Below are 26,311 nucleotides of genomic sequence, written 5' to 3'. Positions count from 1 at the left end.
GTTATTCAGGTTTTTTCGAAATAATGGTAACCCAATCTTCCATCATCATGACGTCTTCAATGGCAAAGCCGGAAGCTTCAAGCGCAGCTTTAACATCATTCTTTTTCGCTGCGATGATGCCTGAAGTGATGTAGCGGCCGCCCGGTTTAACGATATTGTATGCGTCATCTGTAAACGACATGATGACTTCTGCTAAAATATTGGCGACAACCACATCACCCGGTTGATCAATTTTATCGACCAGATTGCCCTCTTCCACCGTGACAATATCCTGGACTTTGTTTAATTTGACGTTGATTTTCGCTACTCTTACAGCAATTTCGTCCAAATCAAGTGCATAGACTTTTTTGGCGGACAGCAATGCCGCTCCAATGGCCAACACGCCTGACCCTGTACCAATATCAATGACTCGGTCGTTCGGACGGACCGTCTTCTCCAAGGCCTGTAGGCTCATGACGGTGGTCGGATGAGTTCCAGTCCCGAAAGCCATTCCTGGGTCCAACTCGATGATCAATTCATCGCTTGAGACCGGATTATAAGTTTCCCAAGTAGGAACAATTGTAAAGCGTTTAGAGATTTTCACTGGATGATAATATTTTTTCCAGGCTGTCGCCCACTCTTCTTCATTTACTTCGCTAACCGTTACTTCGTTTTTGCCTAGGTTGATGTCGAATGCGACCAGGTTATTGATTGCCAACTTAATAGCCTCAACCGTTTCTCCCAGAAAGCTGTTAACAGGAAGATAGGCTTTTAGAATAACGCCATCCACTGGAAAATCTTCCGGATCCAACGAATAAATTTCACCAAAGCGATCTTCTCTTGCTTTTGTCAAATCTTCTGAATCCTCAATAACAACCCCGCTTGCTCCTGCTTCATGCATAATATTGGAAACCGCTTCAATTGCTTCATTTGTCGTATGAATCGAAAGTTCTGACCATTTCAATTTTGCCCAGCTCCTTTTCCGCTCTGACAATCAGCAAGACCCCCGCTTTCGCAAGAGTCTTCTGTTTGTAAAATTGAATTACTTTAGCTGTCAATGAAAAACGAGTTCTCCGCCGGTTCTAGCCCGAATCAGTCGCCTTTGATTGTGCGTCTGATTTTTTCAAAAAGAGAGCTGCTGTGTTCTTCCGGAATATCTCCGCTGATTTCAGCAAATTCACGTAATAACTGTCTCTGTTTCTCGCTGAGTTTTGTCTGCGTTTTTATGTTGACAATAATATGCTGGTCACCTGTACCATAGCCATGAACGTTTTTAACGCCTTTGCCTCTGAGGCGGAAACGCGCTCCACTTTGCGTACCTGCTGGAATTTTCAATTTGACTTTTCCAGAAATGGTCGGCACTTCGATTTCGTCGCCTAATGCCGCCTGCGGATAGGTAATGGAGATATCCAAATAGATATCGTCGCCTTCGCGCTGGAACTGTTTATGCGGTCTGACGCGGAATACCACGTACAGATCCCCTGAAGGGCCTCCGTTGACGCCCGCTGCGCCTTGGCCCGTAACACGCAATTGTTGGCCATCATCGACACCGGCTGGAATCGTGACTTTGATTTTATTGACTTTACGGACTTTTCCTGCGCCGCGACAGGTTGTGCATTTCTCTTCAATGATTTGGCCGGTTCCTTCACAATGCTGGCAGGCACGGCGATTGACCATTCGGCCGAAAGGCGTGTCCTGTGTCACATTCATCTGACCGGAACCGTCACAATATGGACATGTTTTTTTCTTCGTTCCAGGCTTAGCGCCGGAACCGTCACAAGTACCGCATGTTTCGTCTTTTGGAATCTCAACTTCCGATTCCTTGCCGAACACGGCATCCATGAAATCGATGGTCATGGAATACTGCAAATCATCGCCTTTACGTGGAGCGTTCGGGTCGCGCCGTCTCGAACCACCGCCAAAGAAAGTGCTGAAGATATCATCGAAACCGAAACCATCCGCTCCACCACCACCGCCTTGGTTCGGATCCTGATGGCCAAACTGATCGTATTGCGCCCGCTTCTGTTCATCACTTAATACTTCATATGCATCTTTTACTTCCTGAAACTTTTCACTAGCATCGGCCTCTTTATTGATATCCGGATGGAATTTTTTTGATAAGGTCCGGTAAGCTTTTTTAATTTCTTCTTTAGAAGCAGACTTGGATAGGCCTAATACTTCGTAGTAATCTCGTTTATTCATAAGTCACTCTCCCTCTAACAATCAATTGTAATTGTACACGGTTTAAATCGCTGTTGCAAAGACATTGAAAAAGCCAAAGCATGTTGCTTTGCTTTGACTTTTCAAGGTCTTACTTATTGTCGTCTTTTACTTCTTCAAACTCAGCATCGACTACGTCGTCGTTGTCTGATGATGCGCCTTCTTCTTGCCCGGCTTGCTGAGCTGCTGCTTGCTCATAAGCTTTCATTGAAAGACCTTGCAAGATTTCCTGAAGTTTGTCTTTTTTCTCACGGATGTCATCAATGTTGTCCGACTCCAATGCCGCTTTTAGTTCGTCGCGTGCATCTTCCGCTTGCTTTTTCTCTTCTTCAGTAACAGCTTCGCCAAGATCTGTAATTGTCTTGTCCGTTTGGAAGACAGCTTGATCCGCTTCGTTGCGAAGTTCAACTTCTTCTTTTACTTTCGCATCTGCTTCTGCATTTTCTTCTGCTTCTTTGATCATGCGTTCAACTTCATCGTCTGTTAACGAAGTATTAGATTGAATCGTAATTGTTTGTTCTTTTTGTGTTCCAAGATCTTTCGCTTTAACACTGACGATACCATTTTTGTCAATATCGAAGCTTACTTCGATTTGTGGTACGCCGCGCTGCGCTGGTGGAATGTCAGTCAATTGGAAACGACCAAGCGTTTTGTTGGCTGCTGCCATCGGACGTTCGCCTTGCAAAACATGAATATCCACAGCTGGCTGGTTATCAGCGGCAGTTGAGAATGTTTGAGATTTCGAAGTTGGAATCGTTGTATTGCGCTCGATTAATTTCGTGAATACGCCGCCCATTGTTTCGATACCAAGTGATAATGGCGTTACGTCTAACAACACGACATCTTTTACGTCACCAGTTAAAACACCGCCTTGTACAGCAGCACCCATTGCTACAACTTCGTCTGGGTTAACGCCTTTATAGGGCTCTTTGCCTGTTTCTTTTTTCACAGCTTCTTGTACAGCTGGAATTCGAGTAGATCCACCGACTAAGATTACACGATCAAGTTCAGAAGCTGAAATTCCAGCGTCTTTCAATGCTTGGCGTGTAGGTCCCATTGTGCGTTCAACCAATGGAGAAGTTAGTTCATCAAATTTTGCACGGCTCATTGTAACTTCCAAGTGAAGCGGTCCCGCTTCTCCTGCAGTGATGAACGGCAATGAAATTTGAGTTGAAGAAACACCCGATAAATCTTTTTTCGCTTTTTCAGCAGCATCTTTCAAGCGCTGTGTAGCCATTTTATCTTTAGACAAGTCTACACCGTTGTCTTTCTTAAATTCTTGTACTAAATAATCGATGATCAATTTATCAAAATCATCTCCGCCCAGACGGTTATCACCGGCAGTCGATTTTACTTCGAAAACGCCATCGCCAAGTTCAAGGATTGACACATCAAATGTACCGCCGCCAAGATCATAAACTAGAACTGTTTCGTCAGTTCCCATTTTATCAAGGCCATATGCTAATGCTGCTGCAGTTGGCTCGTTGATGATTCTTTCTACTTCAAGACCAGCGATACGGCCAGCGTCTTTAGTAGCTTGGCGCTCTGCATCATTGAAATAAGCCGGAACCGTGATAACCGCTCTTGTTACTTTTTCGCCTAAATATTCTTCAGCGTATCCTTTAATATATTGAAGAATCATTGCAGAAACTTCTTGTGGTGTATATTCCTTGTCTTCAGCAGTCACTTTTTGCTGCGTACCCATCAAGCGTTTTATAGACTGGATAGTGTTTGGGTTAGTGATAGATTGACGTTTTGCCACTTCGCCGACTTGGCGTTCACCGTTTTTGAAAGCTACTACAGAAGGAGTTGTGCGGTTGCCTTCTGGATTTGGAATGATTTTTGGTTCGCCGCCTTCTAATACTGCAACTGCTGAATTAGTTGTACCTAGGTCTATACCGATAATTTTGCTCATGTCTGAATTCCTCCAATAATTTTTATTCGTTTATTTATTCGTTTACTTTTACCATTGCTGGACGAAGAACCCGTCCTTTTAGAACATAGCCTTTTTGCAATTCCTGTAAGACAGTTCCCGGTTCAGCAGATTCATCTTTCTCCTGCATGACCGCTTGATGGAAATTCGGGTCGAATGGTTCGCCGACTGCTTTTATTTCTTCTAGGCCTTCACGGCTGACTGCTTCGGTCAATGATTTTTGCACCATTTCGACGCCTTTCAACAAGGAAGCCGATTCTTCACTGTTCGTTTCAAGCGATAATGCACGCTCGAAATTGTCCAGTACCGGTAGAATATCCGACAGCAAGGATTGCGAACGGAATTGATTAGCAAGTTCTTTGTCTTTTTGAGTACGCCGTTTGAAATTATCATAATCAGCCAGAAGGCGCAAATATTTGTTCTGTTCAGCTTCTAACTGCTTGCGAAGTTCTCCAGCTTCATCCACAGTTTCCTGCTCTTGTGCACCGAAAAGATCAGCTTCTGGTGTTTCTGTATCCGCGAATTCCACCTGCTCTTCCGTTTCCGGAACCGGCTCTTTCACTTCAATATCTTCAGGTGCTCCATGTTCGTCTGTTTTTAGTGGTTCGTTTTTTTTAGCCAAATCTGTTCCTCCTTTGTTCACGTTCCTTTAAACATACGGGTCAGCTCTTTCGACAAATCACCGCTCAACAGATCCAATATGGAAACGATGCGTTTATAATCCATCCGTTTCGGACCGATTATGGCGATAGACCCCGTCTGTTCTTCTCCGATATTATACGACACCGTGATGACACTGCAATCTTCCATGGCCGTCAGCTCGTTTTCCGAGCCAATACGTATGTGGAGGCCTTGACTTCCCACGGGCAGGATCATCGGAATATGCTTGGTTTCCTCCATAACATCCATCAAATCCCTGATTTTCTGTAGATCGTGAAAATCCGGTTGCTTCAGGATGTTTAGCTTGCCGCCGTAATAAATGTTTTCATCGTCATGCGGCAATAAAACTGCTTGTCTGAACGTATGGAATAGTTCACCGTAACGTTCGACATGCTGTTTCAAAATCGTCAATGTTTCTTGTTCCAGACGCAGATGCAAATTGTTCAGTGACACACCAACAAGCCGTTCATTAAGGATATTGGCCATTTTTTCAATATCCGATGGATTGAGCCCCGGCGGAATGGAAAATACGCGATTTTCCACGTGTCCTGAGTCGGTTATGATAATCGCAACCGCAGTATCTTGCGCCAAGGGAACAATCGACAATTTCTTAACGATATGCCTGCGCACATCAGGACCCAGTAAAATGGATGTGTAATTGGTCAGCTCCGAAAGAATCATCGCAGAGCGTTTGATAACTTGCTCTGTCTCTGTCAATTTTTCTTCGAAAACGGAGCGCAGCCGCACAATGTCCTGTTGCGGCAGCGGCCTTGGCGTTAGCAGGTGGTCGACATAATAGCGGTATCCCTTCTCAGAAGGGATGCGTCCAGAAGACGTATGCGTTTTTTCCAGAAAGCCCATGCCTTCCAAGTCCGCCATTTCGTTGCGGATGGTCGCCGGACTAAAAGGAATTCCGGCTTTTTTGGAGAGTTGGTTCGATCCTACCGGCTGAGCTGATTGAATATAATCATCTACTGTCACCTTTAAGATGAGCAGTTGCCGTTCTGTTAACATGATCATCACCTCTGTTAGCACTCTAAGTACCCGAGTGCTAATACTCCATTAAAATTAACAAATAAAATCGTTCATGTCAACGCAAGTGCTTTATGCTAATAGAAATTGTTCAAAAACCTCATTGCCGACAAACCGGCCTTTTCTGGTCAACCGAACAAAACCGCCCGAAATCTCAAGATTTTCTTTAGTAATTTCTTTCTCCAATATAGTGCCGTACACGTCCTGTATCGGTTTTCGGAATTTTTGTTGGAAATGAAGCAATGACACGCCAGATGTTTTCCGTAGCCCCAAAAACAGTTCCTCTTCCATTTTTTCATGAACCGGCACTTCGTGCGTGTTGAGGATAGGTCGTTCGCCTGCATCTAATGGCGCCATGTATTTTTTCAGTGGACCGGCATTCGAATAACGGACGCCGTCTACATAACCATGCGCCCCAGCTCCGACGCCGATATATTCAACGTTGTCCCAATACAATAGGTTATGGTGAGATTCATGGCCTGGACGAGCGAAATTGGAAATTTCATATTGCTTCAAACCTCTTTTGTCCATCTCATTCATCAGTTTTTCGTACATATCGGCTTCCAGGTCTTCCGTCACAGTATTGAGCTTGCCTTTTGTCATCAAATTATAGAAAACTGTTTTCGGTTCGATAATCAAAGAATAAGCTGAGAAATGCGGCAAATCGAAGGCAAATGCTCGCTCAAGGGTATCATCCCATTGATGCATGCTTTGTCCCGGCAATCCGTACATTAGATCAAAACTCAGGTTTTCAAAACCGACCGAACGGGCTGAATCAACCGCACGCTTAACGTCTGAATTGCTGTGGGTTCGACCAAGGCGCTTCAGCAAATCCTCGTCAAAGGACTGAACGCCCATGCTTAAACGATTAACGCCCCCGTCATACAGCACTTGTATTTTATCTTTGGTCAATTCGTCCGGATTGGCTTCTGATGTCCATTCCAAACCAGCTACCATTGGCACGTAACGATGAATATGGGACAACAGTCTTTCCAATTGAGCAGGTGTCAACGATGTTGGCGTTCCTCCACCTAAGAAAATCGTCTCGAGTGGTTTATCGAGCGCGCCTTGTTGTTTCCATAACGCCAGTTCTTTGCCCACTGAATCGATGTAAGCATCCACAGGCTGGTCTTTGAAATAAACTTTATTGAAATCACAGTAAAAACAAATTTGGTGACAGAATGGAATATGGATGTACAATCCTTTTACCATTTTATTTCCTCTTTTCTAATAACAAAAGGAGGCTGAAAATTCCCCGCCTCCTTTTTTTCGTTTTATTTTGATTGGTCATCCATTTTTAGGATTGCCATAAATGCTTCTTGTGGAACTTCCACAGATCCAACTTGTTTCATACGCTTTTTACCTTCTTTTTGCTTGTCGAGAAGTTTCCGCTTACGGGAAATATCTCCTCCGTAACATTTCGCAAGAACGTTTTTACGCATAGCACTAATGGTCTGTCGCGCGACAATTTTCTGACCGATAGCTGCTTGAATCGGCACTTCGAACTGCTGGCGCGGAATCAAGTTCTTCAATTTATCAACGATGACTTTGCCGCGTTCATAGGCAAAGTCGCGGTGGACGATAAAGCTCAGTGCATCCACCTGCTCGGTGTTTAAGAGGATATCCATCTTGACGAGTTTGGATTCCTTGTAGCCGATCAGTTCGTAATCAAATGAAGCATAGCCTTTCGTGCCAGACTTTAATTGATCGAAGAAATCGTAGACGATTTCAGCCAGAGGCAGCTCATAGATAATGCTGACACGGCTGTCATCGACATAATCCATCGTCAGGAAATTGCCGCGTTTGCGTTGGCAGATTTCCATGACCGCACCGACGTAATCATTGGGTACCATGACAGTCGCTTTGACGTAAGGCTCTTCGACCATCTGGATTTTCTGTGCATCGGGCATCATGGCAGGGTTGTCGATTTTCAGGATTTCCCCATCTGTCATGTGGACGTCATAAATTACACTTGGCGCCGTGGTGATCAAATCGATGCTAAATTCACGCTCAATGCGTTCCTGGATAATTTCCATGTGCAACAGGCCAAGGAAACCGCAACGGTAGCCAAAGCCAAGCGCCTGGGAAGATTCAGGTTCAAACTGAAGTGCTGCATCGTTCAATTCCAATTTCTCCAACGCGTCGCGCAAATCGTTGTATTTCGATGTATCGATTGGGTACATGCCACAGTAAACCATGGGATTTAATCGACGATAGCCGGGCAATGCTTTAACTGCTGGATTATTGGCAAGCGTTATGGTATCGCCAACAGTCGAATCACCGACATTTTTAATGCCTGCAGTCAAAAAGCCAACGTCTCCAACAGTCAATTCATCGCGCAGTGTCGCATGAGGGGTGAAAACACCTGATTCTATGACTTCAAACTCTTTTCCGGAAGCCATCATTTTGATGCGATCGCCAGGTTTCACCGTTCCCTCGACAATCCGGATATACGCTACAATGCCGCGGTAAGGATCGTAGAGAGAATCAAAAATCAAGGCCTTCAATGGTGCACTCGGATCACCGGTTGGCGCAGGAACTTTTTCGACGATTTGTTCAAGAATCTCTTCGATGCCGATTCCAGCTTTTGCTGACGCCAAAACGGCTTCAGAAGCATCTAAGCCGATCACTTCTTCAATTTCCTGGCGAACACGTTCTGGGTCAGCGGCAGGCAAATCGATTTTATTGATGACTGGCAGGATCTCCAAGTCGTTATCCAATGCCAGGTAGACGTTCGCCAATGTCTGGGCTTCAATTCCCTGAGCCGCATCGACAACCAATACAGCTCCCTCACAGGCGGCTAGGCTCCGCGATACCTCATAAGTGAAGTCGACATGTCCTGGTGTGTCGATCAAATGCATAATATAAATTTCTCCGTCTTTAGCTTTATAATTGAGCTGGACGGCATTCAATTTAATGGTAATGCCACGTTCCCGTTCGAGATCCATGGAATCCAGTGACTGTGCTTTCATTTCTCGGGAAGTCAACGCTTCCGTTTTTTCTAGAATTCGGTCTGCAAGCGTAGACTTGCCATGATCAATGTGCGCAATAATCGAGAAGTTGCGGATTTTGCTTTGTCGGGATAATCTTTCCTCATTATTCATTCTCTTCACTCCTATATAAACTACTATGAATTATAGCAGTACAGCACGCATTGAGCAATGGAAGCTCTTGAAATCATCTGACTGTCAAGGGAAACTTCTTTGCACGTAACTATTGCATTCCTTTCGTCGATTTGATAAAATAACTCATGTTGTATAGAGACATTAAAGAGTTGGGATGATTTCCTCTCTTTCATATTGTCTAGGAGGTGAAAGATATGCCAAACATTAAATCTGCAATCAAACGTGTGCGTACGAACGACACTAAAAACGCTCAAAACTCACATGTGAAATCAGCAATGCGTTCTTCTATTAAGAAAGCTGAAACAGCTTTGACTAACAAAGACGATAACGCTAGCGATACTGTAAAAGCGGCGATTAAACAGGTGGAAAAAGCGGCTTCTAAAGGCTTGATCCATAAAAACACTGCAGCTCGTAAAAAAGCTCGCTTGATGAAACAAGCGTAAAACCTTTAAAAAGCCGGTTCCTCTAAAGGGAGCCGGCTTTTTTTGTCCATTTTTAACGCTGAGCTTATCCGCCTCGCTTCATCAGGAAAAACTCAAGGATGCGATCGCGGTTGCTGCTGAGAGTTTTCAACTGCAGATCAATGTCTGCCAAATCACCGAGTACCTGCAACAGCCGTTTTTCAGAAATCTGTTGACGCTTTTCTACTAGCAGCTTGACGCGGTACGGATGGGCTTTCAATTGCTTGGAAATCTGTTGCGCATGATAGCCTTTTTTCTGCAAATAATATACTTGGATCATAAAACGGATTTGCGACGCCAACAAAGCCGTCAACGCTACCGGCTCTTCTTTTTGACGCAACAAATCGTAATAGACGCTGAGCGCTCCGCTAACATCGCCTTCAAGATACGACTGCAGCATTTTGAAAGCATCTTGTTCGAGTGTCCGTGCCGTCATCTGCTCGACCAGCTCCGCAGTGATATCGCCTTCAACTGCCCCAAGATACAAAGACATCTTCTCAATTTCTGAAGACAGCAGCGTCAAATTAGTGCCCGCCATCTCCATTAGTCGCTGAGCTGCTTTCAAGTCGATGCCTTTGCCAAAACTCTTCGCTTCATGCATCAGCCAGCTTTCCAGGTCGTTCGTCTGAAGTGATTTAGCTTCTACCAGTACGGTATGTTGCTTTATTAACTTGGTCACTTTTTTTCGTTCATCTAATTTTTCATAAGGCGCCACGAAAACCGTCACAGAGCTTACTGGTGGATTTTCCAGCCAAGCTTCTAATGCCTTCAAGTCATGGTTGATTTTTTCTTTGCCGCGTTCCGCTGCTTTTAGAAACGAAGCATTCCGGGCAATGATCAACTTGCGGTCGCTAAAAAAAGGAATTGTGTCTGCTTCATCGATAACATGCTCGATCGGCACTTCATCCAAATCAAAAAAAGTCAGCTCCAATTCACCGCCGTCCGTCAATTTATTTTTTAACAAGTCCAAGGTTTTTTCGATAAAATAGCTTTCTGTTCCCACGATGAGATAAACAGGGTCTATTTGTCCGCTGCGTATGGATTTCCACACGGAAGTAATCATCTTATCAGCCTCCCCTTCCTTTACTATATCGGATTTTCACCGCTTTGTGTATTTGACAGTTATGTGTCAGCAGAGAAATTCATCTGTTTAAGTCTACTTCAATCTAGATTTTTGTGTTGACTTCGCTTATAATTAGAAGGAATTAGGAGGGATTTCAATGAATGAATTTGAACAGAATGTACAGTCCAAACGTAACGATGCAATCGATGCTGGGATGGGCTTCGTCGTATCCTTTGGATTTTTCGCCCTTATCTTTATCATCGCTGGAGTTGTACAATTCGCAGCACGGTAATTAAATCAAAAAAGGTTCCAGTCAAAGACCTGGAACCTTTTTTTGTTGTTCAAAAAAATATAAACTTTTGATGTGTTGAAATATGAACCTTCACATCTTTGCATCTGATATTCCGCAAAACAGTTCCACTTTCCTGCGATCTTCCTGAAATATCTCCAGTTTGCTAGGTTTTCTATTTTTCTGCCTCCAGAATCACGAAGCTGCTTACACTTTTCTTTTAGTTCAGACTCCAGCAGCCAGATTCTAGAGGCATAAGCCACTCTGGCTGTGCGGCTGAAAATACGCCGCTTCGCCAAATCGTCTTATGCCCGTCGAATCTTTACGGCTGCTTACACTTTTCCTTGTTCAGCGCATGGTTTCAAACTTGAGCTCTCCCTTATCGAAGAGCAGCCTGATAGAACCGTTTTCTGCTGTGTTCAGCGTATCAAGCTCCATTTCATTAAACCGTTCCACGACTTCCGGGCTCGGGTGACCATAGCGATTGTCTACTCCTGTCGAGAAAATCGACAGAGCGGGCTTCAGGGCAGCCAAAAATTCTTCGCTGCTTGACGTCTTGCTGCCATGATGGCCTACCTTCAGCACTGTCAGTCCGGCAAGTTCATCGCCATAGGGCGCAAGCAGATCCCTCTCGCCTTCCGCCTCCAAGTCACCTGTAAATAAAACACTGTAATCTCCAGCCTTCATCAATAGCACCAACGAATCGTTGTTGCCTTCATACTCGGCATCCATTGGAGACAAATAAGTGAATTGCGTCTCTCCCACGGCCCAATTAGACCCGCCACCCGGAAAGACCACTCTAGCTTCTGCAGCGTCCGGTGCTAACTCCACCATTAATGCATTCGATGCCGAGCCGGGCGTCAGGTGCAGCTCACCAATCGGAAACAGCCGGAAAATTTCTTCGGCTCCTTCAGCGTGGTCTGCATCGGGATGAGAAATGATAAAGGTATCGATTGAAGAGATGCCGTTGCCTTTCAGGTAAGGTGCCACAACCTGCCGACCGATTTCAAATGGCCGTTTCCTCTCTTTGAAGTCTTCGGTATCAAACCGTAGCAAACCGCCACTATCAATTAAGTAAACGCCCTTACGGTGAGGCAATTCGATCAGTGCACTGTCTCCCTGGCCAACATCCAGAAAAGTTACTTTTAAACGTGGATCGAGATATGGCAATGCAGTGAACAGCAGGGCCGGTACTAATAGGATCAGCAACTGTCGCCAGCGGAATTTTCGCTCAGCGGTACAATAGAACAAATAAACGCTGGCTATCAGAATTAATACGATAACACCCCCAGGCTTGCCTGGGTTCCAAAGCTGATAAGGCAATTCGGCTAGCCAAATCATGAATTGACCGATCAGCCCACGCAAAGGTTCATAAAAATAAAAGACAAAATTTGCTACTGGCTGACATACTGCCGTAAGAAATAGTAAAAGAAAATTTGCAGGCAGGATGAGAAAAGTAAATAAAGGAACAAAAAGGCTATTGACCACGAACGCAGACAGCGACAGCTCATAGAAATGAAACAGCAGCAGCGGATACAGCGTTGTCTGCGAGATGAACGTAATGACAAACCCCACTTTGACAGTAGACTGAATTCTACTGAGAAATTTTAATGAGTAAATAATGCCGAATGTCGCTCCATAAGACAGTTGAAAACCAATTTTGTACATGGCGTAAGGATTCCATAATATAAAAACGATTATGCTAGTTAACATAACACTTGCAATAGGCAACCGAAAGCCAAATAGTTTTCCAGCCAATACGACAGTCACCATGCTCACAGCCCGCCAAACAGAAGGAGCTCCACCCGCTATTACTGCATAAAGAGGTAGGACAATCAACAAAACGATGATCGCCGTCTCTTTTCTGACATGCAAACGAACGAGAATACCATACATCAGGCCTGACGCAATCCCTACATGCAATCCTGAAATGGCGAATAAATGAGAAATTCCGAGTGTCTGATACACCCGTTGATCTTCGGGATCCATGTTTTCCCGTTCGCCGATCAGCAAAGCTTCTGCTTCTGCTGCCAGGCTTTCAGGAAAATGCTCACGGATGTGGTGTTTGAGGGCATCTCTTCTGTCTAATAACCGATTGTGCCAGGTTTCGTTTGCCTCAGCTCTCTCTATCGACTGGATCGTCAACAGCGAAACGGCTCCATTATGCTGCAGGTAGTCAGCCATATTAAATGAAAAACGATGGGAAGGCGGGGAAGGTGCTTCAAAAACACCAGACACTTGGAATACTGATCCATCCATCAGGCTCTCCATTTGAAGCTTCTCTTCTTCTGAGCTCATGCGGTAACGCGCATAGACAACCGTCTCACCGCTTAAGACCGCAAATCCTCTAAGACTATCGCCATCGATTACTGCACCCGCCTGAAATTCCAGTTTTCCTGAATAAGGCCGGGAATAGTCAAAACTATCTTGGCTTCGGAAATCTTGTACCAAGTAAACAGCACAAGCAAATAAAAGAATGCTGATGACCAGCGACAAACTTTCTTTTTTCCAGTACATCCAACAAAAAAGCAGCGTCATGAACACGAGCTGAACCGCTGTTTCATGCGCTGCATATGTGGCAAGAGCTGTCGCTGCTGCCAGGTATAAAAAATGTGTCGCTGTTACACTTCGATTTCTCCGAATAATTGATTCACCCGTTCATTATAATGGGCCAATTCTTCTTCACTTCCGCCTTTTTCACGCAACTTCTCCAGTAACTCCACGTAAAGAGCTGATTTTTCAACACTCAAAAAGTCGATTTTACGCTCATCGAATACCACTTGCACCACTTCTACTCCAGCCTGTTCCAATAATTCGATAGCATACTCGTGGTTTTTATAGTCTGTGGCATAATACAGCCGGGCAATGCCAGATTGGATAATCGACTTGGTACATTGCAGACAAGGAAAATGGCTGACATACATATCCGCTCCATTGACGCTGACGCCATATTTCGCGCATTGCAATAATGCATTCATTTCCGCATGAATCGTCCGGACACAATGCCCATCGACCACGTAGCAACCTTTATCGATGCAATGATCGCCACCGGATATCGATCCGTTGTAGCCGCCCGCCATGATTCTACGGTCGCGCACAATAGTCGCTCCGACAGCCAGGCGTGTGCAGGTGCTTCTGAGTGCCAGTAGATGGCTTTGTGCCATGAAGAATTGGTCCCAAGTTATTCGCTTCATTTAATTGCCTCCTGCGTGTGTAGTTAAAATAATTGTAGCAGAGGCAATGTTTTCGTCAACCGCCTTTTGTCGTGTGTCCTTCTATTTAACGATGATCAGATCTTTTAATTGTTCAAAGGTTTTATCGCCGATGCCGGTGACTTCCATCAATTCTTCCGGAGTCTTGAAACTTCCAGCCTCGTCTCTATAAGTCAGGATAGCAGTGGCCTTTGAAGGGCCAATGCCAGGCAGTTCCATCAATTCCGCTTCAGTGGCCAGATTGATGTTGATCAAGCTGCTGTTGCCCGCTGAGGCAGTCTGTGACATTGTAGGCAAGACAAACTCTTCGCCGGCTGCCGGCACATACAGACTGGTTTCATCCATGACGATCAACGCAAGATTGATGGCACGGCTGTCTGCATCAGCTGTGAATCCACCAGCTGCATCGATAGCATCCTGCATGCGGGATCCAGCCGGAAGTTCGTATACACCTGGATTGACCACTTGCCCTTTCATATCAATCATCAATGGGGCTGTGGTTACGGGATTTTCGTTTTCAGGGGTTTCCGTCTGCTGAGGGGATTCAGCGTTGATCAGTTCGAGAGAAGTAGCAGGAGTAGTTTCCGGCTTTCCTTGTGAAAAAAAGAAATAAATCATCAGCGCAATGACAGCTGTGGGGATCAGCAGCCAAGCGGGTTTATTCTGAAGCTGGGAAAGTTTCAGCTAGCATTCCTCGTTTCTTCAGAAGACAATTAAATAGAAGCTGTTTGAATTATATAATAATTCAATTCCAGTTGTCTATCTTTTTTAAAAAGCAAAAAGAGGCTATCCTATAACTCTTTAAAAATAAGAGTGGTGAAGATAAATGCTTGATTTTTCTCCACCAATTTTTCTATCTACATTTTTAGAATAGGCTGATTGGAATAAAGGCCGCGACTTCTAGGGAGCAGCGAAGCGAGCCGGACACTGGACTGAGTGCAGCGAAGCGAGCGGCAGAGGCCGTGCCCTGGCAGCTGGTACCGCGACGTCCAGTCGCGCAAGCTACATGACTCACATCCTGTGAGCCCGAAAGCGTCCGCCGCAATGGAAATTATCCGGTCTTTCCGAGAACGACAAAAGGGTTGTCACCAAAAGTCATTTTCTACGACCTTTTGGGACAGCCCCACAGTTAATATTCTTATGCTTTTTTCGCATGAAAGAAAATGCGTTCACTTTCTTTGTCTGGCACTTGATCCGAAAAGTCAGCTGTCACTGACTCTACAGAAAACCCCGCAGCTTCTAACCACTTTGTGTAAACATCAACAGAAAACGTTCGCTGCTCATGCGTTTCTTCAAAACGCTCAAATAATTCATTGTGTTGAACAAAAAAAGTCATGTCATGAATGACGCTATGTTCCGCTTCACCTGGCTCTGTATGCCAAATATAAGCAATTTCTTCCGCATCGTAAACAAACGGACTGGCCATGTAGACCTCATCCACTTTGACAATAGAATGCACGTCAAAGAAAAAATGACCGCCAGAGTTTAAGGCTTTATAAGCTTCTTTAAATGTCTGCTGAACCTGTTGCTCGTCCTGCAAGTAATTGAGAGAGTCAATAGCGATCGTGACGATATCGAAACCACTCAGTCCCTCTAAATTATCCATGGATAATTGAAGTACCGGAATTGACTGGTTTGCTTCTTGAAAACGTTGATTGGCAACCGTTAGCATGTCTTCAGATAAATCGCTGGCGGTCACATCATAGCCCATTTCAGCAAAAAGCTGTGATAATCCGCCAGTTCCACACGCTACATCCAGCAATTTGCCGGATGGAACATGGGAAGCGACCCACTCCACATACTTGTCATAAGGAATATCTTCCATCAGTCCATCATAGACTGCGGCAAATTTTCCGTATTTCATATTTCCATTTGTGGAGCTTCTCTCCACAGGCGTTCAAGGTTATAGTATGAGCGTTCGTCTTTATGGAAAACGTGTGCCACTACATCACCAAGATCGACGAGGATCCAGCGTGCAGAATCAAATCCTTCGATGCTTTTCACTTCATGGCCTTCTTCATGGGCTTTATCCATAATTTCTTTTGCGATCGACTGAACTTGGCGATCAGAATTCCCTGTGCAGATGACGAAAAAGTCAGCCAACAGTGAAATCCCCTCCATATTCAAGACAACGATATCTTCTGCTTTTTTATCTTCTGCAGCGTTGTAAGCTACTTGTAGTAAAGTTTCTTTAGTCATTCTTTCACTTTCCCTTTCTGTTGCACGAAGTCGTTATAGCACTTCAGTGAATCCGGAAATACCGGTTGATTTTTCGATACTAAAAATTCGATGGAATGTTTGACCGAGGCTTCCATCATAACATCCAATCCTTGTTCCTTTAATTGTCGCAATTCTTTAACACCTGAAAATTTACGGTTCGGTTCGATCAAATCAGCAACATAGACAATTTTTTCTAAATCAGACATCGCTTCACGCCCCGTTGTATGATAACGGATCGCGTTGAGCACATCTTCATCTTCCACTCCAAATTCGATTTTCGCCAGATGGGCACCTACAGGAGCATGCCAAAGTTCCGAATGATATTCAAGCAATAAAGGATCCATTTTTTCAGAGATGATAATCGACTTCATCCATTCTCGATCCGAAAATTTCGCTACATCATGCAGAATTGCAGCGGTCCGCGCTTTGGACTCGGAAACATCAAACTCTTTGGCTAGTTCAACAGCAGTATCCACTGCGCCAAGCACGTGTGTAAATCGGTTTTCAGGAAGTCTTTCTTTAACGGCTTGAAGCATTTGGCTGTGATCCATACAATCGCTCCTTTCGAATAAAAGCTTCCACTTTTTCCGGCACCAAAAAAGTTAATGGCCGATTTGCAGCGCGTTCTCTCAACATCGTTGATGACAGCAGCAATTCCGGCGATTCGATCATCATAACCGGGTAAGGTGTCTCTATATTGTAACCCGATCGCTTGACTCCGATAAAGCGAATCAACTTTATCAACTCATCGATTCGATGCCAAGAAGGCAAGCCTTCTATCATATCTCCCCCAATAATAAAAAAGAACTCCGCATCAGGTTCTTGTCCGGTCAGCTTAGTCAGCGTATCGAATGAATAGGAAACTCCGCCGCTGTTGATTTCAAAATCTTCCACGCGAAAATGCGGATGACCTGCAGTCGCCAGTTGGGTCATCGTCAGCCGCTGCTCTGCACTGGCCCCTGCCACTTCCTTATGAGGTGCAATAAAGTTAGGCATAAAGCGCACTTCGTCCAAGCCGACTGAATAATATGCTTCATTAGCCATAATCAAATGGCCGAGATGAGGCGGATTAAAGGTTCCGCCCAAAATCCCTACTTTTTTCATCTCTTAACCGGTAACTCAATCCGTTTATTATGAACCGACTGCTTATAAAGAATTACCGTATGGCCGATCAATTGAACCAATTGTGATTTTGTTCCTTTAGCCAAGGCTTTTGCCACTTCATCTTTGCCATCTTCATTGTTTTGAAGAATGCTGATTTTTACTAATTCACGTTTTTCTAAGGCTTCTTTTATTTGTACGAGCATTGCATCACTAACTCCGCCTTTGCCAACCTGGAAAATCGGATCAAGATGATGCGCTTCGCTTCTCAAAAAGCTTTTTTGTTTAGTCGTTAACATAAGTGCCTCCTAGTTTTTCTGTGATCAATTGGATCATTTTTTCAGTATTTGGCTGTATGCCTGTCCATTTTTCAAAAGCGATTGCTCCTTGGTAAACGAACATGCCAACGCCATTTAATGTAATACAATTTTTTTCTTCAGCTTTTTTTAAGAAAGGTGTCTCAAGCGGATTATAAATAATATCCGCCACCAAAGTCCCCGCCTTAACACGCTCCAACGAAATCGGCAAAGCTTCGCCTGTCGCCAAACCGACGGATGTGGTTTGGATAAGAACTCCAAATTCAGCCAGTCGTTCTTCGGATTCTATAAGCGTTACAGCGGTACCGCCAGTTTCAGCAGCCAGTTCCTCTGCCCGGCGGAATGTTCGATTCGTAATTGTAACATCAGTAAATCCAGCGCGTTTCAAAGCACAAGCGATGCCTCTCGCAGCACCTCCGGCTCCGATCAGCAGCACTTTTGATGCTTTATCAACAGAATGAGCAAGTATCGACCGAACAAAACCATCGCCATCGGTATTGGAGCCTAGGTAATGTGTTCCGTCGAAATTCACCGTATTGACAGCATTCATCTGCATAGCACTTTCTTCTAGTTTTCCTAAAAGTGGAACGATGGATTGCTTATGCGGTAGTGTGATATTAAAACCACTGATACCTAATGTTTTCATGGCTTCAAATGACTTTTCCAACTGCGATGGCTCCACATGAATCGGAAGATAAGCAGCATCAATGTCATATTCATCAAACCACGATTCATGCATGAATGGGGATAAGGAATGGGAAATCGGGTCACCGATTACCGCGTACCATTTCTTCATCAAAAAACCTCCTAAATCAACGATGGACGCAAGAGAACTTCTACACCTTTTGGCGCATGTGCAGCAATAACGGCATTGCCGTGCTGAATCGTAATCCAGCCGAGTCCAGAAAAGACGATATCGGTTTTTGCTTCCTTAATGCTGAACTCATGGCGCACCAATTCTGGAAAATCGTCTTTGTATTCGGCTGACGGCGGTGCCAGCATATCACCCAAGTGTTGTTCATACAAAGCATCTGCGTTATCCAGCTTAGTCCGATGAATAGGCAGATCGTTAGCGATGTGGACCGTGAAGGACGAGCGTTCTCCTTGAATAAAGTCGAAACGCGCCAATCCGCCAATGAATAGCGTTTGTTCAGCATTCAACTGGAAGACCCGCGGCTTGATTTCTTTTTTTGGCATGATCTGCTTAAGATCTGCTGTTTGAAGATGGTGTGCCAATTGATGATGGTTGATGATGCCTGGTGTATCGAACAATGAACGTTTGTCATCCAATGGGATTTCGATCATATCCAGTGTCGTTCCTGGGAAATGTGAAGTCGTGATGACATCTGCCTGCCCAGTCGCCTGTTTGATGACACGGTTGATGAAAGTCGATTTACCGACATTGGTACAGCCGACCACATAAACATCTTTGCCTTTGCGGTATTTTTCGATAGCTTCCATGGCTTCTGGAATTCCAGTTCCTTTATGGGCACTGACCGTTAGAATATCAATCGGCTGCAGTCCGAGCTTTCGAGCTTCCTGCTTCATCCAATGGATCAATTTATGCTGTTTGACTGATTTTGGCAGCAAATCTGCTTTATTGGCAATCAGCAAGATATCATTGTTTCCGACAAAGCGATGAAGACCCGGGAGCCAGCTGCCGTTAAAGTCAAAAATATCGACAATTTTTACAATCAGGCCATCGCGCTCTCCTAAGCCGTTTAAAATACGAAGAAAATCATCATCCGTTAACGAAACCGGTTGAAGTTCGTTGTAATTTTTTAGACGGAAACAACGCTGACAAATAATTTCTTCTTTCTCTAATGAAGATGGTGGAGCGTAACCTATCTCTTCTTTGTTTTCAGTTTGAATCTGTACACCGCATCCGATGCAAGTTGGCATTTCACTCAATTTTCTTCCTCCCACATCAGTTGTCCTTTATCTTTCAATCTCTTCATGATTCTACGCTCGACTCTCCGGTTAAAACGCGTAAAAAAGCCATCGGACTGAGCCACTGGCAATACCAGGATTGTATGCATCTTATTCAAATTGCCGCCGAAGATATCCGTCAGCATTTGATCACCAATCACTACAACTTGATCGCGTTTAGCCTCCATAATCCGAAGCGCTTTACGGAAAGCACGCCCCATCGGTTTACGAGCTTGGTGAATAAATGGTATGCCTAAAGGATCCGCGAACGCCTTGACGCGCAATTCCTTATTATTAGAAACGATTACTACTTGTATGCCGGCATCTTTCATCGACTTCAGCCATTCAATCAATTTGGGTGTTGCATCCGGACGATCCCATTCCACAAGCGTATTATCCAAATCTGTAATGATGCCTTTAATATTTTTTCCAATCAATGTTTCCGGCTTGATGTCAAAAACATCTTTTACGTATTGGCTTGGTACAAAATTCTGATACACTGCAACTCACTCCTGTTTTCCGAACTTAATGCTATTGATTATATCATATTTCCTAACGCTTCTCCCACCTTGATCGATCGGCCAACGGACATATCTTCGACAAATTTGATGGAATTCTCTTCAAAAAACAAAACTACTGTGGAACCAAAACTGAAATAGCCCACTTCGTACCCTTTTTGCCAGTCGCTGCCGGTTTCAGTCAGCTTGATGGAATTAACGAACATCGCTCCGACTTTGACGACCAGCATCATGCCGAATATCGTTTCCAGTTCGGTGATCATGCGATAATTTCCACTGATTGGTGCTTTTCCATATTGCAATCCAGCTGCATTCACTGGATACGATTTCTTCCCGAGCACGTATTGTTTGGTTACTTTGCCGTCGGCCGGACTGTGGATCCGGTGATAATCGGCAGGTGATAAATACAGCACTGCATATGTTCCGCCTTGGTACCGGTCAGCCAGTGCGTCGTCCCCCAGCAGATCGACCAATGAATACTCTTGGCCTTTCACTAGAAAACGTGCGCCTTCTTGTAGGTCTCCGGCAATTTCGATTTTCCCATCTACTGGAGACACCACTGGCACATCAGCAATCGGCCGGCTCGTATCGGACAATTTTCGGACAAAAAAGTCATGGAGCGTTGGAAAAGAATCTACTGGCTCTTCGACTTCATCCACTAAGATCTGATAGGCTTTAATATAGCCTGGAATAAACCTGCGGCTGTTTTTGGATTGGGCAAACTGCCGGATCAGAGCCGAAGTGAAAGCTCCATTCGTCAGTTCGATTGAACGCTGGTACAGATATTTTTTCATAGACAAGCCTCCGTCGCTAAAATAGTCTACCATTTTTTTACCTTTCACAGTATACTAGAGTGAACAAGTTTACAAAAAAGAAGGAGTGTTTTCCATTGTTAATTTTAGAAAGAATGGATCACACCATAAAAAAGCTGAGGTCACAGGCCGCTAACATCATCACAATCGGTAATATGTTGTTTGGCGGTGCTTCTCTTATGGCTACTTTAAATGGATCTTATAGCTATAGCGTGCTATTTATATTTATTGCGGCTTTTCTGGACCGCTTTGACGGTATGGTGGCAAGAAAGTTCAATCAGGAATCTGATTTGGGCAAACAGCTCGATTCGATGAGTGACATACTATCTTTTGGTGTTGCACCTGCAATTTTAATCTATCAGCTTGTCTTATCGGACTTTGGTTTTATTGGTATGGTCTTCACAGTCCTTTATATCTCATGTGGCGCTTTTCGGCTGGCACGCTTCAATATCTCAGATGCTACAGGATATTTTACCGGGTTGCCCATTACGGCAGCCGGCACGATCATGACCTTGTCCTATTTTGGACTTTCGGCGTTTTCCCCGGTCGTCTACATGTTCCTGTTCATCCTCTGTTCTTTATTGATGGTCAGTACATTCACTTTGAAAAAAGTATAAAAAAGCTGAGTGACGTTGAGAAAACGTCCTCAGCTTTTTTGTTTGGCCTATGACCGTTAAATGCGTGCAGCCAGCTGGCTGATCACTTTAAAAACAATTTCCGTTGAATGCTTGGCTGCCATCGGCAAGAACTCATCAAATGACACTGAAGATTCTTTGCCAGCAATATCGGACAAAGCACGAATTACAATAAACGCGACATCAAATTGATAACAGACCTGCGCGACTGCTGCCGCTTCCATTTCAGCCGCTTTCATCGTCGGGAAATATTCACGAACTTTTGCAACGTGTTCCGCATCGTTCATGAATGAATCACCCGTTGCGATCAAGCCGACTGCGTAATCATGCTGGCCCATTTCTTTCACTGCTCTAACCGCCAGCTCTATCAATTCTTCATTGGAAGTGAAAGCTGCTGGCAATTGAGGAACTTGGCCCATTTCATAGCCAAAGACCGTAACATCCACATCGTGGTGTCTAACTTCGTCCGAAATAACTACTGCGCCAACCTCAAGCTCTTCATCAAAACCGCCTGCCGAGCCGATGTTGATAACAATATCCGGCTGGTATTGCTGCAGGAGGATCGTTGTCGACATCGCTGCATTGACCTTGCCGATGCCACTTTTCAGCAAGACAATTTCCTGTCCTTCGTATGTACCCGTTGTGAACTCGCATTTTGCAACTTCTTCAGTTTGGGGATTTTCCAGTCTGCTTCTTAATAATTGAACTTCTTCTTCCATAGCACCAATTACGCCGATTTTCATTTCACCATTCCTCATTCCATAGTCAGTTAGCTTACATCAAAGAAAAAGACGCCTTTATCAATAGGCGCCTTCCAGTGTTTTTAACACATCCATTTTCACTGGCTTCCAGCCTTCGCCGTCTACCCATTCCATGTGGACACGGTATTTTTCAGATTCATCTTTGGACTGTACAGTCGCAATCGACTTCTGCGGACCGCCTCCATTTTTGATCATCATGACATACATATTGTTGGCATCAAGACCCGTCGCATAGGCAACCGCTTTAACTTTTTCGTTCCAGTCTGCTGAATCTTTCTGATAGACAGAAACATGGTCACCTTTTTGTTTTGTGCCGACCGGCTCCCAGCTCGTGTTGATGACTGTTTCTTCCACAATTGGGTCACTTGAATCTTCACGTGTAATGGTTCCGCCTTTTGTGACAGACCCTTCTTTTTCTTCTTCAGCTTTTTTGGCTTCTTTTTGCGCTTTTTCTTCTTCAGCTTTTTCTGCTACTGCTTTTTCTTCATCAGCAACTTCAGCATCTTCATCCGGTTCTTCTTCAGTGCCAGCACTTTCACTTTCACCAGAGCCACTCGTTTGTTCTTCGGTTTCAGGCGAGATTGTAACAGGCTCAAGATCTTGAGCCTGATCGTTCCCCCCACTAAACAGCATGGAAACCCCAATAATAAGGATCAATGCAAATACCAAGCCGATCATGATATTCAAAATTGAATTTGACCGGTTTTTCTTTTTCTTCAAACGAGAGGGATATGGTTTTTCTTCGTTAGACATTAGATGTCCCCCTTTCTCTATAGTTTACCACAAATCCATTATGAAAAATTTGACGTTTCACCGATGGTTTCGTTTCACTTGGAGTTCAATTAATGAGAAACGACCATCCTTTTTACAGAATGGCCGCTCGATCACGTAATTGCAAGAATCTTGATTTCCATTTCTCCGCCTGGTGTCAGTACTTTGACATTCTCACCAATAGTGCGGCCAATCATGCTTTTCGCAATCGGAGAATCATTTGAAATGCGACCTTCTAAAGGATCTGCTTCAGCCGATCCAACGATTGTGTAGGATTCTTTATCGCCCTCTGGAACTTCTACAAATGTAACCGTCGTTCCTAAACGAACGACATCTTTATTTGATTCATTTTCATTTATGATAACCGCGTTACGGATCATCGATTCAAGCGTCGAGATGCGGCCTTCTACAAAAGCCTGATCCTCTTTTGCGGAGTCATACTCAGCGTTCTCAGATAAATCACCAAAATCACGGGCGATTTTAATTCGTTCAACCACTTCTTTACGTTTGATTGTTTTCAAAAAGTCTAATTCATCTTCCAACTTCTGCTTTCCTGCAGCTGTCATCGGAAATTGTTTTTCGTTAGCCATTTCTTCCCACTCCTTCAACTGCTGACTCTAGATGCATGCATCCGTCAGTCTCGTATCATCATATTATAATCTGGCAATCTATTCAAGAATTGTTTTAATTTTTGTAACCATCAAGTCAATTGCCACTTCGTTCTGTCCGCCTTCCGGAATAATAACATCCGCATAGCGTTTTGTTGGTTCAATAAATTGATTGTGCATCGGACGGACAACTGTTAAGTATTGTTCAATAACAGAATCGATGGTCCGTCCCCGTTCATTGATGTCGCGCAACAGACGGCGAATGATACGCAAATCGCCATCCGTATCAACGAATAACTTGATATCCATCAATTCACGCAAACGCACGTCTTCGAGCACCAATATGCCTTCTAGAATAATGACGTCTTTAGGCTCAATTAGCACCGTTTCTTCTGCACGGGTGTGGACAGCATAATTGTAGACCGGTTTCTCAATTGGCTGACGTTTAAGCAATTTGTTGACATGCTCAATCAACAAATCCGTATCAAATGCCAATGGATGGTCGTAGTTTGTTTCTAATCGTTCTTCAAAAGCCAAATGGCTCTGGTCTTTGTAATAGTAGTCCTGCTCGATTACCACCACTGAGTTTTCTTTAAATACTTCATAGATGGAATTCGTTACACTCGTCTTCCCCGAGCCCGAACCCCCTGCGATCCCAATAACGACCGGCCGTTTATTAGACATGTTATTTAGCTCCTTGCAAACCTCTTTTTAGTGTATTCATTTCTTTCTGCAGATCATGATGCCGTCTCCCGATGACGATAATTCCGTATCATAACAGGGATGATCGAGCATATGTTTCTTAAAGGTCATCAGATTGCGGATCATCGTCCGCTTTCTTTTTGGCACTTCCGATAACGGCAAATCTGAAAGTCCATGCATGTCCATATTATCGCAATATATGATTCCGCCTTTTGGCACTAACATTTCGTACTTGTCGAAAAAGCGTTCGTATTGCCCTTTTGCTGCATCGATAAAGATGGCATCATACTGCATTTTCAAGTCAGCTAGCGGAATTTCCAGCGCATCTGCATGAAAAATACGGATGCGCTCCCCAAATCCTGATTGCCTGACAAACTCGACAGCTTTAAGATACCTGGTGTCATCGCGTTCAACAGTATCTACCACGCATACTGGCAAAGCTTCAGCCATTTTGATCGCCGAAAAGCCAATAGCAGCTCCGATTTCCAAGATTTGTTCGGGCTGTTGGACTTTTAATAGCTCCATCAATTCCCCGATGCCTTGATCTTCCATAATCGGTACATGTTGTGCAGCGGCATAAGCTTGAATCGCTCCAAGCGTCGCTGATAATTGATCGTTCGCCATACTGGAATGCTCCTTTTTGACTCAGCAAAATTTACTTCAAATGTTACCATAAAAAGAGAAGGAAAGCGAGGCGCTTCCTTCTCGGTGATATTAGTTTCCGATAAATTCATCCCGGTTAGCCAAATGCTCTTCATAGGTTTTGGCAAAATGGTTCTCGCCTGTTGAATCAGCCAAGAAGTAGAAATATTCGGTTTCAGCAGGATCTAAGGCTGCTTCGAGCGAAGACCCTCCGGCGTTTGCAATGGGTCCTGGAGGCAGCCCTTTGTTCTGGTAGGTGCTGTAAGGATGTTCAAATTCATAATCTGTGTTGAACAGTCGGTCCTTATGCTCGCCCATCGCGTAGATGACTGTCGGATCCGTTTGCAGCGGCATATCGTCGTTCAGTCGGTTATAAAAGACACTGGCAATGGTCTGGCGGTCCGATTGAGCTGTCGCTTCTTCTTCTAGCAAAGAAGCGAATGTCAAAAGCCAATGCGGGCTCTGGTTCTGTTCCTCTAAGACGGTCTGGTACTGCATGACATTGGCCTGCGTCGTATCAAGCATCTGCTCAATTAGCAAGCTTAGCGAAGGATCTTCTTCATAGATCGGATAAGTGGCCGGGAACAGATACCCTTCAAGTGCATAACGGATATTTTCACCCAATATCTCATCAGTCAATAATTCAGGGTATTTAATCATCAGTTCCTCAAGATATGCCGGATCCTGAATTTTCCCCAAAAATTCTTCAGCTGTAAACGACGTTTTCTCGGCAATGACATTCTCGGCAATTTCTTCTACCGTCAGTCCTTCCGGAATATTGATTGTAAAGAGCGGCTCTCGGTATACTTTACCAGTTTTTAGGCTTTCTGTAATTTCATCCAAAGTCATAGAAGGAAGCAAGTCATAGGTTCCTGCCTGGAATTCGGATTCGTTGTTGAACTTCACATAGTATTTGTAGATTCGCGCATCTTCAATGACGCCGTTTTCTTCAAGCAATGCAGCAATGCTGTCCAGATTTGAACCGATCGGCACTTCAACGGTGATCACTTCTTCTGAATCGGGATCAACCGGATCCAGCGCACTGGTTACGTAACTATAGGTTTGAAAGCCTGCGATTCCGATGATGATTAACAGGATCAGCGCGACTATTAATACGATACGTCGGACGACTCTCACTTCCTTCTTCTTTTCTGTCATACGTTCAAACATGATTTCTTTTTTTGACTGTTTCTCCACGGGTTCCCCCCCCAAGCTTTACTGTTCTGCAGAAGTTGGACTAATTATGTTCAACTTCTATCAGTATACAAGAAAACCATACAAAAGAAAAAGACGGAATCAGCAATCAATTCCGTCCCTCGCA

28 protein-coding genes and 1 pseudogene are annotated in these 26,311 nt (G+C 44.3%); 3 read left to right on the top strand and 26 right to left on the bottom strand.

Features of this window, described 5'->3' with window-relative positions:
- Position 1: 1 nt before the first annotated feature.
- The 7 genes from prmA to lepA all read right to left on the bottom strand — a co-directional run bounded on the left by prmA (position 2) and on the right by lepA (position 8,928).
- Positions 2 to 943, bottom strand: a complete 942-nt coding sequence (gene prmA / locus BBH88_RS07955; RefSeq protein ID WP_006828701.1) for a 50S ribosomal protein L11 methyltransferase — start codon at positions 941 to 943, stop codon at positions 2 to 4.
- Positions 944 to 1,071: 128 nt separating this feature from the next.
- A complete protein-coding gene (dnaJ, locus tag BBH88_RS07950) occupies positions 1,072 to 2,181 on the bottom strand; it encodes a molecular chaperone DnaJ (protein ID WP_065537001.1) in 1,110 nt (369 codons plus the stop codon).
- 109 nt (positions 2,182 to 2,290) lie between these two features.
- Positions 2,291 to 4,114 carry a molecular chaperone DnaK gene (gene dnaK, locus BBH88_RS07945; RefSeq protein ID WP_006828703.1) on the bottom strand — a complete coding sequence of 608 codons (1,824 nt, stop codon included), beginning with the start codon at positions 4,112 to 4,114 and terminating at the stop codon, positions 2,291 to 2,293.
- 34 nt (positions 4,115 to 4,148) lie between these two features.
- Positions 4,149 to 4,754 carry a nucleotide exchange factor GrpE gene (grpE, locus tag BBH88_RS07940; RefSeq protein WP_006828704.1) on the bottom strand — a complete coding sequence of 202 codons (606 nt, stop codon included), beginning with the start codon at positions 4,752 to 4,754 and terminating at the stop codon, positions 4,149 to 4,151.
- Positions 4,755 to 4,771: 17 nt separating this feature from the next.
- Complete coding sequence (gene hrcA / locus BBH88_RS07935) at positions 4,772 to 5,806, bottom strand: heat-inducible transcriptional repressor HrcA (protein WP_006828705.1); 1,035 nt, start codon at positions 5,804 to 5,806, stop codon at positions 4,772 to 4,774.
- 90 nt (positions 5,807 to 5,896) lie between these two features.
- On the bottom strand, positions 5,897 to 7,036 hold the full coding sequence (hemW, locus tag BBH88_RS07930) for a radical SAM family heme chaperone HemW (RefSeq protein WP_065537002.1): 1,140 nt from the start codon (positions 7,034 to 7,036) through the stop codon (positions 5,897 to 5,899).
- Positions 7,037 to 7,098: 62 nt separating this feature from the next.
- Positions 7,099 to 8,928 carry a translation elongation factor 4 gene (gene lepA, locus BBH88_RS07925; RefSeq protein ID WP_006828707.1) on the bottom strand — a complete coding sequence of 610 codons (1,830 nt, stop codon included), beginning with the start codon at positions 8,926 to 8,928 and terminating at the stop codon, positions 7,099 to 7,101.
- A 215-nt stretch (positions 8,929 to 9,143) separates the two neighbouring features.
- Between lepA and rpsT the strand changes: the two genes are divergently transcribed.
- Complete coding sequence (gene rpsT, locus BBH88_RS07920; protein WP_006828708.1) at positions 9,144 to 9,392, top strand: 30S ribosomal protein S20; 249 nt, start codon at positions 9,144 to 9,146, stop codon at positions 9,390 to 9,392.
- 64 nt (positions 9,393 to 9,456) lie between these two features.
- Here the strand turns inward: rpsT and holA are convergent, their stop codons facing one another.
- On the bottom strand, positions 9,457 to 10,473 hold the full coding sequence (gene holA / locus BBH88_RS07915; protein ID WP_006828709.1) for a DNA polymerase III subunit delta: 1,017 nt from the start codon (positions 10,471 to 10,473) through the stop codon (positions 9,457 to 9,459).
- 157 nt (positions 10,474 to 10,630) lie between these two features.
- Between holA and BBH88_RS18820 the strand changes: the two genes are divergently transcribed.
- Positions 10,631 to 10,765 carry a YqzM family protein gene (locus BBH88_RS18820; protein ID WP_006828710.1) on the top strand — a complete coding sequence of 45 codons (135 nt, stop codon included), beginning with the start codon at positions 10,631 to 10,633 and terminating at the stop codon, positions 10,763 to 10,765.
- Positions 10,766 to 11,110: 345 nt separating this feature from the next.
- Here the strand turns inward: BBH88_RS18820 and BBH88_RS07910 are convergent, their stop codons facing one another.
- The 12 genes from BBH88_RS07910 to BBH88_RS07855 form a co-directional block, all read right to left on the bottom strand.
- Positions 11,111 to 13,279 (bottom strand): DNA internalization-related competence protein ComEC/Rec2, encoded by a 2,169-nt coding sequence (locus BBH88_RS07910; RefSeq protein ID WP_238323425.1) that lies wholly within the window; start codon positions 13,277 to 13,279, stop codon positions 11,111 to 11,113.
- Between the two features lie 104 nt (positions 13,280 to 13,383).
- A complete protein-coding gene (locus BBH88_RS07905) occupies positions 13,384 to 13,956 on the bottom strand; it encodes a ComE operon protein 2 (protein WP_006828712.1) in 573 nt (190 codons plus the stop codon).
- Positions 13,957 to 14,037: 81 nt separating this feature from the next.
- Positions 14,038 to 14,592: a helix-hairpin-helix domain-containing protein gene (locus tag BBH88_RS07900; protein WP_006828713.1), complete on the bottom strand. Its 555-nt coding sequence runs from the start codon at positions 14,590 to 14,592 to the stop codon at positions 14,038 to 14,040.
- Positions 14,593 to 15,112: 520 nt separating this feature from the next.
- A complete protein-coding gene (locus BBH88_RS07895; RefSeq protein WP_006828714.1) occupies positions 15,113 to 15,838 on the bottom strand; it encodes a class I SAM-dependent DNA methyltransferase in 726 nt (241 codons plus the stop codon).
- The gene (gene rsfS / locus BBH88_RS07890) at positions 15,835 to 16,173 is read right to left on the bottom strand and encodes a ribosome silencing factor (RefSeq protein WP_006828715.1); all 339 of its coding nucleotides are present in this window, start codon (positions 16,171 to 16,173) and stop codon (positions 15,835 to 15,837) included. Before rsfS ends, BBH88_RS07895 begins: the two co-directional genes overlap by 4 nt.
- Positions 16,170 to 16,745, bottom strand: coding sequence for a bis(5'-nucleosyl)-tetraphosphatase (symmetrical) YqeK (gene yqeK / locus BBH88_RS07885; RefSeq protein WP_006828716.1), 576 nt, complete (start codon positions 16,743 to 16,745; stop codon positions 16,170 to 16,172). Before yqeK ends, rsfS begins: the two co-directional genes overlap by 4 nt.
- Complete coding sequence (locus BBH88_RS07880) at positions 16,714 to 17,298, bottom strand: nicotinate-nucleotide adenylyltransferase (protein WP_006828717.1); 585 nt, start codon at positions 17,296 to 17,298, stop codon at positions 16,714 to 16,716. The genes yqeK and BBH88_RS07880 overlap by 32 nt, the downstream gene beginning before the upstream one ends.
- The gene (gene yhbY, locus BBH88_RS07875) at positions 17,295 to 17,594 is read right to left on the bottom strand and encodes a ribosome assembly RNA-binding protein YhbY (protein ID WP_006828718.1); all 300 of its coding nucleotides are present in this window, start codon (positions 17,592 to 17,594) and stop codon (positions 17,295 to 17,297) included. The genes BBH88_RS07880 and yhbY overlap by 4 nt, the downstream gene beginning before the upstream one ends.
- Positions 17,581 to 18,408 carry a shikimate dehydrogenase gene (gene aroE, locus BBH88_RS07870; RefSeq protein WP_065537004.1) on the bottom strand — a complete coding sequence of 276 codons (828 nt, stop codon included), beginning with the start codon at positions 18,406 to 18,408 and terminating at the stop codon, positions 17,581 to 17,583. The genes yhbY and aroE overlap by 14 nt, the downstream gene beginning before the upstream one ends.
- Before the next feature lie 11 nt (positions 18,409 to 18,419).
- Positions 18,420 to 19,523 (bottom strand): ribosome biogenesis GTPase YqeH, encoded by a 1,104-nt coding sequence (gene yqeH, locus BBH88_RS07865; RefSeq protein ID WP_065537005.1) that lies wholly within the window; start codon positions 19,521 to 19,523, stop codon positions 18,420 to 18,422.
- Entirely contained in the window at positions 19,520 to 20,041 is a 522-nt protein-coding gene (locus tag BBH88_RS07860) for a YqeG family HAD IIIA-type phosphatase (protein WP_006828721.1), read from the bottom strand. The genes yqeH and BBH88_RS07860 overlap by 4 nt, the downstream gene beginning before the upstream one ends.
- A gap of 38 nt (positions 20,042 to 20,079) precedes the next feature.
- Positions 20,080 to 20,853 (bottom strand): phosphatidylserine decarboxylase, encoded by a 774-nt coding sequence (locus tag BBH88_RS07855; protein WP_006828722.1) that lies wholly within the window; start codon positions 20,851 to 20,853, stop codon positions 20,080 to 20,082.
- Positions 20,854 to 20,948: 95 nt separating this feature from the next.
- On the opposite strand from BBH88_RS07855, the gene pssA reads away from it, so the two are divergent.
- Positions 20,949 to 21,488 carry a CDP-diacylglycerol--serine O-phosphatidyltransferase gene (gene pssA, locus BBH88_RS07850; protein WP_006828723.1) on the top strand — a complete coding sequence of 180 codons (540 nt, stop codon included), beginning with the start codon at positions 20,949 to 20,951 and terminating at the stop codon, positions 21,486 to 21,488.
- Positions 21,489 to 21,544: 56 nt separating this feature from the next.
- Here pssA and mtnN read toward each other — a convergent pair whose 3' ends face one another.
- From mtnN to mltG, 6 genes and pseudogenes are all read right to left on the bottom strand, one after another.
- Positions 21,545 to 22,249, bottom strand: a complete 705-nt coding sequence (mtnN, locus tag BBH88_RS07845) for a 5'-methylthioadenosine/S-adenosylhomocysteine nucleosidase (protein ID WP_006828724.1) — start codon at positions 22,247 to 22,249, stop codon at positions 21,545 to 21,547.
- A gap of 57 nt (positions 22,250 to 22,306) precedes the next feature.
- A complete protein-coding gene (locus tag BBH88_RS07840; RefSeq protein ID WP_065537006.1) occupies positions 22,307 to 23,020 on the bottom strand; it encodes a DUF1510 family protein in 714 nt (237 codons plus the stop codon).
- Between the two features lie 131 nt (positions 23,021 to 23,151).
- Entirely contained in the window at positions 23,152 to 23,628 is a 477-nt protein-coding gene (gene greA / locus BBH88_RS07835; RefSeq protein WP_006828726.1) for a transcription elongation factor GreA, read from the bottom strand.
- Between the two features lie 78 nt (positions 23,629 to 23,706).
- A pseudogene (udk, locus tag BBH88_RS07830) lies at positions 23,707 to 24,339 on the bottom strand (uridine kinase); the annotation flags it as partial.
- Positions 24,340 to 24,366: 27 nt separating this feature from the next.
- A complete protein-coding gene (locus BBH88_RS07825) occupies positions 24,367 to 24,972 on the bottom strand; it encodes an O-methyltransferase (RefSeq protein ID WP_065537007.1) in 606 nt (201 codons plus the stop codon).
- Positions 24,973 to 25,062: 90 nt separating this feature from the next.
- The gene (gene mltG, locus BBH88_RS07820) at positions 25,063 to 26,187 is read right to left on the bottom strand and encodes an endolytic transglycosylase MltG (RefSeq protein ID WP_083387761.1); all 1,125 of its coding nucleotides are present in this window, start codon (positions 26,185 to 26,187) and stop codon (positions 25,063 to 25,065) included.
- Positions 26,188 to 26,311 lie beyond the last annotated feature (124 nt).

This window comes from Planococcus antarcticus DSM 14505 (assembly GCF_001687565.2).
In the GTDB taxonomy this organism is placed as follows: Bacteria; Bacillota; Bacilli; order Bacillales_A; family Planococcaceae; genus Planococcus; species Planococcus antarcticus.
This window is presented reverse-complemented; position numbering and strand designations above follow the sequence as displayed.